Annotated in this window: 13 protein-coding genes; 5 read left to right on the top strand and 8 right to left on the bottom strand. The window is 60.2% G+C overall.

Annotation, left to right across the window (positions count from 1 at the left end):
• Positions 1-16: 16 nt before the first annotated feature.
• The 5 genes from N5D61_RS06490 to N5D61_RS06470 form a co-directional block, all read right to left on the bottom strand.
• The gene (locus N5D61_RS06490; RefSeq protein WP_279891486.1) at positions 17-1045 is read right to left on the bottom strand and encodes a histone deacetylase family protein; all 1029 of its coding nucleotides are present in this window, start codon (positions 1043-1045) and stop codon (positions 17-19) included.
• Between the two features lie 152 nt (positions 1046-1197).
• Positions 1198-2190, bottom strand: a complete 993-nt coding sequence (locus tag N5D61_RS06485; protein ID WP_279891485.1) for an AraC family transcriptional regulator — start codon at positions 2188-2190, stop codon at positions 1198-1200.
• Positions 2191-2317: 127 nt separating this feature from the next.
• Positions 2318-3322: an asparaginase gene (locus N5D61_RS06480; protein ID WP_279891484.1), complete on the bottom strand. Its 1005-nt coding sequence runs from the start codon at positions 3320-3322 to the stop codon at positions 2318-2320.
• Positions 3323-3351: 29 nt separating this feature from the next.
• Complete coding sequence (locus N5D61_RS06475) at positions 3352-4806, bottom strand: alanine/glycine:cation symporter family protein (RefSeq protein ID WP_279891483.1); 1455 nt, start codon at positions 4804-4806, stop codon at positions 3352-3354.
• Positions 4807-5072: 266 nt separating this feature from the next.
• On the bottom strand, positions 5073-6497 hold the full coding sequence (locus N5D61_RS06470; protein ID WP_108236238.1) for an aspartate ammonia-lyase: 1425 nt from the start codon (positions 6495-6497) through the stop codon (positions 5073-5075).
• A gap of 238 nt (positions 6498-6735) precedes the next feature.
• Between N5D61_RS06470 and N5D61_RS06465 the strand changes: the two genes are divergently transcribed.
• On the top strand, positions 6736-7653 hold the full coding sequence (locus tag N5D61_RS06465) for a LysR substrate-binding domain-containing protein (RefSeq protein ID WP_108236237.1): 918 nt from the start codon (positions 6736-6738) through the stop codon (positions 7651-7653).
• A 21-nt stretch (positions 7654-7674) separates the two neighbouring features.
• Here N5D61_RS06465 and N5D61_RS06460 read toward each other — a convergent pair whose 3' ends face one another.
• Positions 7675-8322, bottom strand: coding sequence for a reprolysin-like metallopeptidase (locus N5D61_RS06460; RefSeq protein WP_279891482.1), 648 nt, complete (start codon positions 8320-8322; stop codon positions 7675-7677).
• A 310-nt stretch (positions 8323-8632) separates the two neighbouring features.
• Between N5D61_RS06460 and purE the strand changes: the two genes are divergently transcribed.
• From purE to N5D61_RS06440, 4 genes are all read left to right on the top strand, one after another.
• On the top strand, positions 8633-9124 hold the full coding sequence (purE, locus tag N5D61_RS06455; RefSeq protein WP_108236235.1) for a 5-(carboxyamino)imidazole ribonucleotide mutase: 492 nt from the start codon (positions 8633-8635) through the stop codon (positions 9122-9124).
• Positions 9125-9131: 7 nt separating this feature from the next.
• On the top strand, positions 9132-10214 hold the full coding sequence (locus N5D61_RS06450) for a 5-(carboxyamino)imidazole ribonucleotide synthase (protein WP_279891481.1): 1083 nt from the start codon (positions 9132-9134) through the stop codon (positions 10212-10214).
• A 216-nt stretch (positions 10215-10430) separates the two neighbouring features.
• Entirely contained in the window at positions 10431-10676 is a 246-nt protein-coding gene (locus N5D61_RS06445) for a GlsB/YeaQ/YmgE family stress response membrane protein (protein WP_279891480.1), read from the top strand.
• Between the two features lie 77 nt (positions 10677-10753).
• A complete protein-coding gene (locus tag N5D61_RS06440) occupies positions 10754-11290 on the top strand; it encodes a DUF3299 domain-containing protein (RefSeq protein WP_279891623.1) in 537 nt (178 codons plus the stop codon).
• An 87-nt stretch (positions 11291-11377) separates the two neighbouring features.
• Here the strand turns inward: N5D61_RS06440 and N5D61_RS06435 are convergent, their stop codons facing one another.
• Positions 11378-12289: a D-hexose-6-phosphate mutarotase gene (locus tag N5D61_RS06435; RefSeq protein WP_279891479.1), complete on the bottom strand. Its 912-nt coding sequence runs from the start codon at positions 12287-12289 to the stop codon at positions 11378-11380.
• A gap of 103 nt (positions 12290-12392) precedes the next feature.
• Positions 12393-12794, bottom strand: coding sequence for an acyl-CoA thioesterase (locus tag N5D61_RS06430; protein ID WP_108236231.1), 402 nt, complete (start codon positions 12792-12794; stop codon positions 12393-12395).
• Between the last annotated feature and the right edge of the window lie 338 nt (positions 12795-13132).

The raw sequence follows: 13132 nt of genomic DNA, 5'->3' as shown, positions 1-13132 counted from the left end.
GGGCAGATTGGAGGGGTCAGACGCTTTCAAAGCCTTCCAGCACGTTTACGGCGTTGATGCCGATCTCTTCGACTGCGTAGCCGCCCTCCATCACGAACAGTGTGGGTAGGCCCAACCGCGCAATACGTTCACCCATGCGCAGGTAATCCGGGCTGTCCAGCTTGAATTGCGAGATCGGGTCGTCTTTGAAAGTGTCCACGCCCAAGGAAACGATCAGGATGTCGGCGCCGAAGCGGTCGATTTGCGCGCAGGCCTTTTCCAGCGCAGCGCTCCAGATAGGCCAGTCGCTGCCAGCGGCCAACGGGTAATTGAAGTTGAAACCTTCGCCAGCACCCTCGCCCCGTTCATCTTCGTAACCGAGGAAGAAAGGAAATTCGAAGTCCGGATGGCCGTGTATCGAAGCGAACAGCACGTCGCTGCGGTCGTAGAAAATCGACTGGGTGCCGTTGCCGTGGTGATAGTCCACATCCAGAATCGCAACCTGTCGACGGCCCTGATCGAGAAAGGCCTGCGCGGCTATCGCGGCGTTGTTCAGGTAGCAATAACCGCCCATGACGTCGCTGGCGGCGTGATGTCCCGGCGGCCGGCACAGTGCGAAGGCACTCCGGGCGCCTTGCTGGATTGCCGCTTGCGCAGTGAGTGCGACCTGCGCGGCGCTGTAGGCCGCCTGCCAGGTCCCTGCGGTAATCGGCGCGCCGGCATCGAACGTGTAGTAACCCAACTGGCCGTGAAGGCTGGTCGGAATGACCGATCGCAATGTGCGCGCAGGCCAGGTGTAAGGGAGTAAGTCGCCTTCCGGGCCGGTGGCTGCCCAGCGGTCCCATGCGCCTTTGAAAAAGGCCAGAAACGCATCGGTGTGAATGCGCTTGATCGGTTCGATGCCGAAATCACCGGGGCCTTCCACGGCCCCGATGTCGCGGTCCAGTACCCGCTGCAGCACATGGTCAGCCCGAGAGGGCATCTCGAAGCAGGGCATCAGTTTGCCGTCAATCAACTCGCAGCGGCCGTGATGCAGATGATGATCGTCCGAATAGATCGTCAGCATTCTTGTTCTCCAGTGGGCTTGTTTGCCCCACATTCTTGAGGCGCTCAGTCTTCAGGAGAACGACGGAAACGGTCAAAAGAGGATAATGACGGCCATAAAATCTGTCCGAAAATCGCCCCTGAGCAGAGCGGAGCGACTCGTTTTAAGGCGTTTCAGCCTCTGAATTGACTCGGCGCCACACCGCTCCAGCGGATGAACGCATGGCGGAAGCTTGCCGTCTCGCTGAAGCCCAGCGCCTCGGCGATACGGTGAATTGGCATCTGATCCTCCTGCAACAGCTGTTTCGCCCGCTCGAACCGCAGCTCATCGAGCAGTTGCTGGTAGCTGCTGCCGGTGGCCTGCAAGTGGCGGCGTAATGTGCGCTCGGAGCAATTCATCTGTTGCGAGAGGATGGCCAGGCTCGGCGTTTGCGCAAGTTGGGCGGCGAGCAGATGGCGGATGCGGCCTAGCCACGCCTGGCGCCCGGTGAACTCGATGTTCTGTCGGCGGCAACGCTCGCGCATGTCACGGTGTGTGACGGGATCAGCCAAGGGAAGCGGTCGATCGAGCCAGCTTCGGTCAAACGCAAACGCGTTGTCGTGCGCATCGAAACGCAAATCGCAGGCAAAGCTCTCGCGGTAGCTGGCCTGGTACTCGGGCGCCGAATGGGTAAAGCGCGCCGCGAGCAACGGCAGTGTGACACCCAACAGGTCATCGCAGATCACTTTCAACGACGCCATGCACAGCTCGGCGTTGAAAACCCGCAACCCTTCCTCATCGCGGTAGTCGCTGGCACAGAACCAGATGCATTCCCCCTCGTCGACCAACTCAAGCTCGAACAGCGTGCCCAGCAACGCCGGATATGCGAGTGCCAGCCGCAAAGCGTCACCCAATGTGGCACTGGTGAGCAGCGCGTAACCGAGAATCCCATAGGACGACACATGCATGCGTCGGCCGAGGGGCAAGCCGATGTCCCTTCGCAGTGCCACTGCATTGGCGCAGACCTGCATTTCCTGAAACGTGGTGATGCGAATGTCCGGGCGACGAAGGTCTGCTTCCGTGATGCCGCTTCCGGCCAGCAGCGCCTCGCTGCTCCAGCCCTCAGCACAAAACGTTTCCAGTACCAGCGAAACGGCATTGAGGGTCGTGAGATGAGAGTGAAGCATGGCGGGTTTTCCGATGACTGTCCGACCGGAAAGGAGGAGCAAAAGCTGTGCCTTCTGCGCGGCGTGTCCCTGTTCAGCCGCCTATGTCACAACCCGCACCCGGCGTACCGCAATGAAGTTTCGAGGGTTACAGCAACTCCCCACACATATCCAGTTCGACCAACCGCCTCACCTCCTGTGCAGGCAGATCGGAACCCAGCAGTGCATGCAGTTTGCCGAGCGCCGCCTCACGGGTCATGCCACCGCCGGACAGCACGCCCACGCTTCGCAGGCGGCTGCCTGCCTCGTAAACGTCCAGTTCGACGCCGCCCTCATGGCACTGGGTGATCGCAATCACGCAGATGCCTTGCCGATGGGCGCGTTGAAGGCTGTCGAGGAAGGCAGGGTCATCGCTGGGGCCTGTGCCGCTGCCGAAACATTCGAGGACGAGCCCCTGAATGCCACTGTCGAGCATTCCATCCAGTTGCGCGGCGCCGATACCGGGAAACAGCGGCAGTACCGCCACGTTGGCCAGTTTTTTCCTGTTGCGATAGTCCAGCGCTCCGGGCAGTAAGCCGACCGGTTGACCGCCGCGGGAGCGGTTCAGCGCGGCAAAAGGATGACGGCCGAAACTGCGGATTTTCGCGCAACGCGTCGGTTGCATGAGGGCGCCGTGAAAATACAGATGCACGCCGTGAGGTAGCCCGTCCCCCAGCGCCTGCAGAGCGCCGGTGACGTTCTCCCAGGCATCGCTCTGCGGTACGCCGGCGGGCAGCATCGAGCCGGTGAATACCACTGGCGCATTCAAGCCGAGCAGTTGGAAGCTCATAGCCGCCGCGCTGTAGGCCAGGGTATCGGTGCCGTGCAGCACCAGCACCGCGTCGCAGCCTTTGGCATCGACGGCATCGACCACCGCTTCATGCAGACGCTGCCAGTAGGCGGGCGTCATGTTGGCGCTGTCGATCAAAGGGGACATCTCGTGAAACTGCCATTGCGCGAACACTTCGCCGGACAAGGCGGCCAGTTGTTCAGCCATCCTTGCTTCGAAACCGGAGGCGGGCGCCAAGCCGTTCTCGCTGGCTTGCATCCCGATGGTGCCACCGGTGTAGAGCACCATCACGTGCCGGGCCGGTGTGGCGTTTTCGCGATTCATGGATGTCTCCCTGGGCTGACTTCAGATGATTAGCGTGCGTTGGCGGCGGCTTCGCCAGTGGCCGACGCGGATTGGCCAGCAGGCTTCTGATGACCAGGCTTGGGCCAGGCGTTCAGGTCCAGGTCGAGATCCGGGAACTGGCTGGAGTCGAACACGGGCGTTTTGACGCCGGCCTTACGCTGCGCATCGTAGTCGTTCAGGATACGCAAACCGATCTTGAACAGCATTGCCAACGCGATCAGGTTCACGAACGCCAGCAGGGTCATGGTGATGTCGGCAAAGGCGAACACGGTACCGAGGTCTTCCACCGCGCCCCACAGAATCAATGCCAACACCAATGCGCGATAGCTGATCAGAGCCTTTTTGCTCTCTCCAACCAGGAAGCGCAGGCTGTTTTCGCCCAGGTAGTAGTTGTAGAGAATCGAGGTGAACACGAACAGGGCCAGGGCAACGCTGATGAACAACTTGCCCCAGTCGCCCACGACGGCTGCCAGCGAGTTTTGCGTCAACGCGATACCGTCGCCTTCGAAGCCCGGTGTGTAGAAACCGGAAAGCAGAATGAGCAACGCGGTGCAGGTGCAGATGACGAAGGTGTCGAGGAAAACGCTGAACGCCTGAACCACGCCTTGCGCCACCGGGTGCTGAACCTCTGCCACCGCAGCGACGTTCGGGGCGCTGCCGAGGCCCGCCTCGTTGGCGAACACGCCACGTTTCACGCCCATGACGATAGCGCTGCCCACCAGGCCGCCGAACACCTCATCCATACCGAATGCACTTTTGACGATGGTCATCAGCATGTGTGGGACGTGTTCGAACTGCACGCCGATCACGTACAGCGTCACACCGATGTAAACCAGCGTCTTGACAGGTACCAGCAGGTCAGCAACCGCGGCGATTCGTTTGATGCCGCCGATGAACACCAGGCCCAGCAACACGGCCAGTGCGATACCCGCGTAACCGGGCGAAACTCCAAATGCACTGTTCAGCGAATGCGTCACCGCGTGGGATTGCAGGCCGTTGAATGCAAAGCCGAAGGTCACCAGCAGCAGGACCGCCATGACCATTCCGAGCCAGCGCTTGCCCAGGCCGTGCTGGATGTAGAACGACGGGCCGCCTCGATACTGGCCTTCGGAATCGCAACGTTTGTAGAGCTGACCGAGCGCGCACTCGAAAAAGCTGCTGGCCATGCCGACGAGGGCGGTCACCCACATCCAGAACACCGCGCCAGGTCCGCCGAGGGTCACGGCGATACCCACACCCGCGATATTGCCCGCGCCCACGCGTCCGGCGAGGCTCAGCATCAGTGCCTGAAAGGAACTCAATTGGCCTGAGCTGCTACGCAAGCTTTCCCTAAAAACCGCGAACATGTGCGCAAAATGACGTAATTGAACGAAACGCGAGCGAATCGTGAAATATCCACCGAGCCCGACAATGAGCACGATCAGCAGTTTTCCCGAAAGGAAGTCGTTGATGACTTCAAGCATTGATGTTTCCTCGCTTTTTTAGAGGGGGCGCACTATACCGATGCGCGTTATTGGAGTCTGTAAAACGTTTCTGCTTTTGAACCCATTTCGTTCGGCGGGGGACGGACGGTCTACCCCGGCGTATGGCTGTCTGGTGGTGCTGGTCCGAAAAATCGGCAGGTAAAAAAAAGGGCCTGGAAGCATGTTCTTCCGGCCCTCAAAAGGGTGAGGGGTGTCTAGACCCTCAGCCTGGTGATCGTGTTGCAGACATTGCGGTCACCTCGCGATCAAGCCTTCAGTGGCACGAGTCGCGGAGCAATCATGTTCTCGGGGCGCAGAATGTCGGCAAGCATTGCCTCGTCCAGCAGGCCTTCTTCGCGCACCAGTTCGAGCACTCCGCGGCCTGTTTCCAGCGCGACGCGGGCGATACGGGTCGCGTTCTCGTAACCGATGTAAGGGTTCAGTGCGGTGACCAGCCCGATCGAGTGTTCGACCAGTTCACGGCACCGTTGCTCATTGGCCGTGATGCCGACGATGCAATGTTCGCGCAGCATGTCCATGGCGCGTTGCAACAGGCGGATGGAGTCGAAGATTTTGTAAGCGATCAACGGTTCCATCACGTTCAACTGCAACTGGCCACCTTCGGCCGCCACAGTCAGCGCCAGGTCGTTGCCCATGATTTCGAAGGCGCACATGTTCACCGCTTCGGGAATCACCGGGTTGACCTTGCCCGGCATGATCGAGCTGCCCGGTTGGCGCGCTGGCAGGTTGATCTCGTTGATGCCGGTGCGTGGCCCGCTGGACAGCAGGCGCAAGTCGTTACAGATCTTCGACAGCTTGACCGCAGTGCGCTTGAGCATCCCGGAGAACAGCACGAACGCACCCATGTCGGAGGTCGCTTCGATCAGGTCCGCCGCCGGCACCAGCGGCTGGCCGCTGATGATCGCCAGGCGCTCGACCGCCAGGTGCTGATAGCCAGGGTCGGCGTTGATGCCGGTGCCGATGGCGGTACCGCCCAGGTTCACTTCGGTCAGCAACTCGGGTGCCAGGCTGCGCAGGCGGTTGAGGTCCTCGGTCAGGGTAGTCGCGAAGGCACGGAATTCCTGACCCAAGGTCATCGGTACGGCGTCTTGCAGCTGGGTGCGGCCCATTTTCAGCACATGGGCGAACTCCTGCCCTTTGGCGGCGAATGCCTGAATCAGGCTGTCGAGGCTGGCGAGCAAGGCATCGTGGCCCAGCAGCAGACCCAGGCGAATGGCGGTCGGGTAAGCGTCGTTGGTCGACTGCGCCATGTTTACGTCGTTGTTTGGGTGCAGGTATTTGTATTCGCCCTTGGCTCGGCCCATCGCTTCGAGGGCGATGTTGGCGATCACTTCGTTGGCATTCATGTTGGTGGACGTGCCCGCGCCACCCTGGATCATGTCCACCACGAACTGATCGTGAAAATCCCCGCGGATGATGCGAGCGCAGGCTTCGCTGATCGCGGCGTGTTTCTCGTCGCTCAAGTGGCCCAGACGGTGGTTCGCATCCGCAGCTGCCTGCTTGACCATTGCCAGGCCGACCACCAGTTTCGGGTAGTGCGAGAGCGGTACGCCCGACAAGTGGAAGTTGTTCACTGCGCGCAGGGTCTGGATGCCGAAATAAGCATCGGCAGGGACTTCGAGGGTGCCAAGCAGGTCTTTTTCGATGCGGAACGATGCAGCGCAGGACATGATAGAGAAACTCTCAGGAGAGACACGGACTAAGCCGGAACGCCTTGAATACTAGGCCTGTGAGCGATTGCGAACCAATGCTGTTGCGCGCTAGCCTATGCACAAACGGCATAATGCTGATGTGACGCGTGAGGCATGAAGCGCGTGCGTCAGGCATGTACCGAACCTATTTCTGCCCCGGATGGCTTATCCGCCGACGCTGGACATGCTCCCGCGTCGTCGTGCTCTGGAGATGACCATGAACCTTGAAAGCAAATGGCTGGAAGACTTCAGTGCGTTGGCAGCGACCCGGAGCTTTTCGCAGGCGGCGGAGCGCCGGTTCGTTACGCAACCGGCGTTCAGCCGAAGAATTCGCAGCCTGGAAGCCGCCCTCGGCCTGACGCTGGTCAACCGCTCCCGCACGCCCATCGAGCTGACGGCAGCGGGGCAACTCTTCCTGGTCACGGCACGGACGGTGGTCGATCAACTCGGGGAGGTGTTGCGCCATCTGCATCATCTGGAAAGTGGGCAGGGGGAGGTGATGCAGATTGCCGCCGCGCACTCGCTGGCGTTGAGTTTTTTCCCTCGTTGGATCGCCCAGTTGCGCAACGAGGGCTTGAACATCGCCACGCGGCTGGTCGCCACTAACGTGGGCGACGCGGTGCATGCCTTGCGCGAAGGAGGCTGTGACCTGATGCTGGCGTTTTACGATCCGGACGCGGCGCTGCAAATGGACGCCGAAATCTTCCCTTCGCTGCACCTGGGCATGACCGAAATGCTCCCCGTTTGCTCGGCGGATGCCGACGGCAAGCCCCTGTTCGACCTGGAAGGCGACCAGAGCGTCCCGCTGCTGGCGTACAGCGCGGGCGCATTTCTCGGGCGTTCGGTGAACTTGCTGTTGCGTCAGCGGGCGCTGCGCTTCACCACCGTTTACGAAACGGCCATGGCCGACAGCCTAAAGGGCATGGCACTTCAAGGCTTAGGCATCGCATGGGTGCCGCGACTTTCCATCGCTGCCGAACTGGAGCGGGGCGAGTTGGTGGTCTGTGGGGGGCCGCAATGGCATGTACCGCTGGAGATTCGCTTGTACCGCTGTGCATTGGTACGCAAGGCCAACGTGCGGTTGCTGTGGCGCAAGTTGGAAACGGCGGCCCTGACCAGCGAAACGGTTCAATGATCAGGACACCCGAACCGAGCATCATGGGGTTTCGCGCAGGTAGTTTCTGATGGCCTGTGCGGAACGGTCACCGTACCGGTAGCAGTTTTTGAGGAAGAATACGTCCTCGATGAACATGTTGGTGATGCAGGGTGCTGGGGCTGCGGTGGCGAGGAATTCGCCGTCGCTGTGTGAGGCGCCGAGCGTATGTCCGACTTCATGCGCAATGGTGCGATAGGCTGTCATCGACGCGATGGCGGAGCGTCCGCCAAATCTTGCGATGCCTTGCGTGAAGAGTGTCAGCTTGTCACGGGTGATGAGCAGGTATTTGTGGCGCTTGTCACGAGGCTTCTGCTCAGAGACGACATAATCGATGACACGTTGATCCCACTCCTGAATCGACTTGTCCGCATCGCCCAGGCGATAGTCGAAGTCCGTATAGCCGGGCTTGCGAGCAACCGTAACGATGTCGACCTTCCTGCCGGTGATGTATTCCAGATCGTCAGTGAACCAGTCCAGATACTCGTTATTGAGTGCCTTGAGCGCCTGGTCCGTCAGTTCGTCGTGCAGGAACAGCGTCAAGACGATCGGCAGCTTTTCCGGTTCGTCATGGTTTTCGGCTGCCACAGCCATATGGGCCGAGGCCCAGACGAGCAGGGTTGCGGTGAGGGTTGCGATGAAATTCTGCATAGTAGGTTCTCGTCCTTGAGAAGGGTTGGGGTTGAAGCGTCTTAAGCTCAACATCTGCCAAAGGCGGTGTCGGTCAGCCAATGCCTAAGAGCCGGTCGGTTTTTTCCACAACCTGAGCTGGAAATGGCAAACGGGCCGTGCAGTTGACGGGTGGTCGCCGGCCATCTTTCAAACCCGTTTCATTGCGGTATACTGCGCGGCCTTTGGCCGGTTGCACTGGTCAGCATTCGTACAACAAGCCACGCCGGTCCTCCCGCGTGGCTTGTTGTTTTTAGACGCGCCTACGGGCGCCCGATGAAGAGGCACGACGATGAGCGCACTGGTTGGCGTGATCATGGGCTCCAAGTCCGATTGGTCCACCCTTAGCCACACCGCCGACATGCTGGAAAAGCTCGGCATTCCGTACGAAGTCAAAGTGGTTTCGGCTCACCGCACGCCGGATCTGCTGTTCCAGTACGCCGAAGAGGCCGAGGCCCGTGGCATCGAGGTGATCATCGCGGGTGCCGGCGGCGCTGCGCACTTGCCGGGCATGTGCGCGGCCAAGACCCACTTGCCGGTATTGGGCGTTCCGGTTCAGTCCTCGATGCTTTCGGGCGTGGACTCCCTGTTGTCCATTGTGCAGATGCCTGCGGGCATCCCGGTTGCGACGCTGGCGATTGGCAAGGCAGGGGCGATCAACGCCGCGTTGCTGTCCGCCAGCATCCTGGGCGCCAAGCACCCGCAATTCCATGCAGTGCTGAAAAAATTCCGCACTGAGCAGACAGACAGCGTTCTGGACAATCCAGACCCACGCGAGGCCTGAGGTTTTCATGAAAATCGGCGTAATCGGTGGCGGCCAGTTAGGCCGCATGTTGGCCTTGGCGGGTACACCGCTGGGAATGGACTTCGCGTTTCTCGACCCGGCGCCGGATGCCTGTGCAGCCGCTCTCGGCGAGCACCTGCGTGCCGATTACGGCGATCAGGACCACCTGCGCCAGCTGGCTGACGAAGTGGATCTGGTGACCTTCGAATTCGAAAGCGTTCCTGCCGAAACCGTGGCCTTTCTCTCGCAGTTCGTGCCCGTTTACCCGAGCGCTGAAGCGCTGCGCATCGCTCGCGACCGCTGGTTCGAAAAGAGCATGTTCAAGGACCTGGGCATTCCAACGCCTGCGTTCGCCGATATTCAGTCTCAGGTAGATCTGGACAATGCCGTCGCCGCTCTCGGCCTGCCTGCGGTCCTCAAAACCCGGACCTTGGGCTATGACGGCAAGGGCCAGAAGGTCCTGCGCACGCCCGAGGATGTGGTCGGCACCTTTGCCGAACTGGGCAGCGTGCCGTGCCTGCTGGAAGGTTTCGTGCCGTTCACCGGTGAGGTCTCGCTCATCGCCGTGCGCGCCCGTGATGGCGAAACCCGCTTTTACCCGCTGGTGCACAACACCCACGACAGTGGCATCTTGCGCCTGTCGATCGCCAGCACCGATCACCCGTTGCAGGCGCTGGCCGAAGATTATGCCGGTCGCGTGCTCAATCAACTGGATTACGTCGGCGTACTGGCCTTCGAGTTCTTTGAAGTCGACGGTGGCCTGAAAGCCAACGAAATCGCGCCGCGCGTCCACAACTCCGGCCATTGGACCATTGAAGGCTCCGAGTGCAGTCAGTTCGAAAACCACCTGCGGGCTGTGGCCGGTCTGCCATTGGGTTCGACGGCCAAAGTGGGAGAGAGCGCGATGATCAACTTCATTGGTGAAGTGCCTGCAGTGCAAAGCGTCATCGCGGTCGATGACTGCCATTTGCACCACTACGGAAAGGCGTTCAAGGCCGGTCGCAAGGTAGGGCATGCCACCGTGCGCAGCCAGGACCGTGCGACGCTGGATCGTCAGGTGAAGCTTGTCGAAGCGCTGATCAAAAACTGATCACCCCGCGAGCCGCCTGTAGGAGCGCACTTGCCCGCGACTGCAGTGTGTCAGTCCCCGCAAGGGGTACAGCTACACCGCAGTCGGGGGATAAGTGCGGTCCTACAGGTTCGTGTGTGGAATCGTGTTGAACCATTCATCTCCCACACCCCTCAGATAGCGTGTTGCCAATTGCCGTCTAGGCTTTGGCTTATTCACTGAACAGAGGGACATGGCATGGGCATCATCGGAACCATTTTCATCGGCTTGATCGTGGGGCTGCTGGCGCGCTTTCTGAAGCCGGGCGACGACAGGATGGGCTGGATCATGACCATCATTCTGGGTATCGCCGGTTCTCTGGTGGCAACCTATGGTGGTCAGGCACTGGGGATCTATCAGGCGGGCGAAGGCGCAGGCTTCCTTGGCGCGCTGGTCGGCGCGATTGTCCTGCTGGTGATTTACGGCCTGATCAAAAAGAGATGAAATCCGTTCCGGCCCTCTGCGCGATCGGCGCGCGGGGGGCTAGAATGCGCGGCATCTTTCCCCTGCCGAGCACATCAATGCGTCGTCTTCTCCTCCTCTCCTTCCTGCTGGTTTGCGGACTGGCCCACGCGGCCGAGCTCCCTGAAACCGACTGGCTCGAACTGATGCCCAAGTCGGATCAAAAAGCTCTCGAAGCCATGCCTGAGATCGATCACAACTCGCCCGAAGCCCAAGGCACGTTCAACAGCAAGGGGGGATTGAAGCAGAGCAAAGGCTTGCCCGCCGTGATGTATTCAACCAAGACCGTGGCTGCGATGGATGGTAAAACCATCCGGCTGGGCGGCTATCCAGTGCCGTTGGAGGCCGACGCGAAGGGGCACAGCACCCTGTTTTTCCTCGTCCCATATCCGGGCGCCTGCATCCACGTGCCCCCACCCCCGCCCAATCAGTTGGTGCTGGTGCGCTATCCGAAAGGCTTGAAGATCGAGGACATCTACACGCCGCTTTGGGTCGTTGGCACATTGAAAATCGAGAAGGTCAGCAACGATTTGGCCGATGCGGCCTATGCGCTGGATGCGTCGAAGGTGCGGGTGGTGACCGAGGCCGACCTGTAGAACACCCGTTCAGTCAGGAACACGGTCAGGATCCACGCGGCTGTGGGGGTGAAAGGCTCACGCCCACAGAGCGTCGCAAACTCGCTATCAATCGTCAGTCAGGGGCTCGGCCCACAGGCTCACACCCATCACATGCATGTTGCCCGGCTTGAGTGTCACCACGTCGGTCATGACATTCGCGGTTTCGACACAGACCATGCCCGTCCAATCATCGGCGCCCATGTCGCTGAAGGTTTTCGTCTTCTCGACCCAGGGATTCCAGACCACCGACGACTTAGAACCCTGAGTCTGGATTTCGATACGACGTTTCCAGGCGGGGTCGATGATCGATACCCGGGCGGGTGTGTCTTGATAGATACGGTCCGTTTCGCCAGTGAACCTGATGTCACCCGCTTGGACATTCTGCTTTTCCCAGCTTTCCAGCGTGTTGAGGTAGCTGACGCCATCCAGACCCTGAATGCTGATCTGATGCACGTCGCTGACGGCAAAGTAGGTGTGCAGTGCCTGGCTCAGCGTGACGTCATGGTCGCCTGCGTTGAAGCTGGCCAGACTGACGTTCAGGGCGATATCCATGCGAATCTGCAGCTTCACGCCGACCACGTGTGGCCAGCCCGGTAGATGACCCTCGGCTTTGGGCTGGATGAATTCGATGATCAGGGCCTCGCCGTCTTCACCCATGCCCATCAGTTCCCAGTCAATCGCACGGACTTCACCATGGGCGTTCGCAGGCTCGCTGCTGCGTCGCATCGCCTGGACGCTCTGCGGGTTGCGCTGGAAGTTGCCGAACCATGGCCAGCAGATGGGCATGCCGCCGCGAATCGCCTTGCCGTGCTTGTACACCGCGTTCGGGTTGGACCAGATCAGCGGTTCGTCGCCGTCGACCTGATAGCTGACGATGTGCGCGCCCTGTTGGGCCACCACCAATTCGGCCTGGCCGTGGCGAATACGCCAGCAGTTGAGCTCGCCGAGCTGGATGGATTCGACTTCTGGCGTAGGCATAGAGGAATACTCACTCAAAGGACAGTGACTGAATCAGACTGTGCCAAGCTTGATGAGTTTACTGCGTGCTGCCAAGTGCGACGGTTCCGTTCCCGTTTGTAGGTCAGCGCCGGGCCGGGACCGATCGGGTACGACCGCTGCCGTCGATGGCCACGAAGACGAAGACCGCCTCGGTCACTTTGCGCCACTCACTGGACAATGGGTCGTCGCTCCAGACCTCGACCATCATCTGAATCGAGCTACGGCCGATTTCGAGGGTCTGGGTGTAGAACGACAACTGCGCCCCTACGGCCACTGGCACCAGAAAGGCCATGCGGTCGATGGCAACTGTGGCGACCCGGCCACCCGCCACCTTGCTGGCCATGGCCGTGCCTGCCAGGTCCATCTGCGCGACGAGCCAGCCGCCATAGATATCGCCAAAGCCATTGGTTTCACGCGGAAGTGCAGTGATTTGCAGCGCCAGATCGCCCTGCGGAATAGGATCTTCTTGTTCAAGTTCATTCATTGTCGAGGGGCCTCGGACCCATAACGCGCCGGGTTCGTAAAGAACCCAAGTCTTCAATTCATTGTCAGGGAAACTCTGCGAAGACGACTTGGTTAAATGGCTTCGCACAATTTCCTTCAAAGACCGACTGAGTCGCGGCTGGCCAGTATATCGATCGATGTTTCACGAAACGACCGCTGGGTGCCCATTTTGCCCGGTGTGCGTTGCAATCCATGTGCATCAGCGCGCAATTTGCTATCGTGCCGAACCGATTTGGCGTACTGCGCCGACATTGGCACGCAATTTTGATGCCCGATTACCTCTTCGAGACGATAAATAGCGTGCACAGCTGTTATCCG

It is taken from the genome of Pseudomonas sp. GD03842, from assembly GCF_029841165.1.
Lineage (GTDB): Bacteria > Pseudomonadota > Gammaproteobacteria > Pseudomonadales > Pseudomonadaceae > Aquipseudomonas.
This window is presented reverse-complemented; position numbering and strand designations above follow the sequence as displayed.

What these genes read in the sequence shown, in the direction of transcription:
- N5D61_RS06490 (WP_279891486.1), bottom strand. Translation starts at nt 1,045, where the DNA reads ATGCTGACGATCTATTCGGACGATCATCATCTGCATCACGGCCGCTGC.
- N5D61_RS06485 (WP_279891485.1), bottom strand. Translation starts at nt 2,190, where the DNA reads ATGCTTCACTCTCATCTCACGACCCTCAATGCCGTTTCGCTGGTACTG.
- N5D61_RS06480 (WP_279891484.1), bottom strand. Translation starts at nt 3,322, where the DNA reads ATGAATCGCGAAAACGCCACACCGGCCCGGCACGTGATGGTGCTCTAC.
- N5D61_RS06475 (WP_279891483.1), bottom strand. Translation starts at nt 4,806, where the DNA reads ATGCTTGAAGTCATCAACGACTTCCTTTCGGGAAAACTGCTGATCGTG.
- N5D61_RS06470 (WP_108236238.1), bottom strand. Translation starts at nt 6,497, where the DNA reads ATGTCCTGCGCTGCATCGTTCCGCATCGAAAAAGACCTGCTTGGCACC.
- N5D61_RS06465 (WP_108236237.1), top strand. Translation starts at nt 6,736, where the DNA reads ATGAACCTTGAAAGCAAATGGCTGGAAGACTTCAGTGCGTTGGCAGCG.
- N5D61_RS06460 (WP_279891482.1), bottom strand. Translation starts at nt 8,322, where the DNA reads ATGCAGAATTTCATCGCAACCCTCACCGCAACCCTGCTCGTCTGGGCC.
- purE (WP_108236235.1), top strand. Translation starts at nt 8,633, where the DNA reads ATGAGCGCACTGGTTGGCGTGATCATGGGCTCCAAGTCCGATTGGTCC.
- N5D61_RS06450 (WP_279891481.1), top strand. Translation starts at nt 9,132, where the DNA reads ATGAAAATCGGCGTAATCGGTGGCGGCCAGTTAGGCCGCATGTTGGCC.
- N5D61_RS06445 (WP_279891480.1), top strand. Translation starts at nt 10,431, where the DNA reads ATGGGCATCATCGGAACCATTTTCATCGGCTTGATCGTGGGGCTGCTG.
- N5D61_RS06440 (WP_279891623.1), top strand. Translation starts at nt 10,754, where the DNA reads ATGCGTCGTCTTCTCCTCCTCTCCTTCCTGCTGGTTTGCGGACTGGCC.
- N5D61_RS06435 (WP_279891479.1), bottom strand. Translation starts at nt 12,289, where the DNA reads ATGCCTACGCCAGAAGTCGAATCCATCCAGCTCGGCGAGCTCAACTGC.
- N5D61_RS06430 (WP_108236231.1), bottom strand. Translation starts at nt 12,794, where the DNA reads ATGAATGAACTTGAACAAGAAGATCCTATTCCGCAGGGCGATCTGGCG.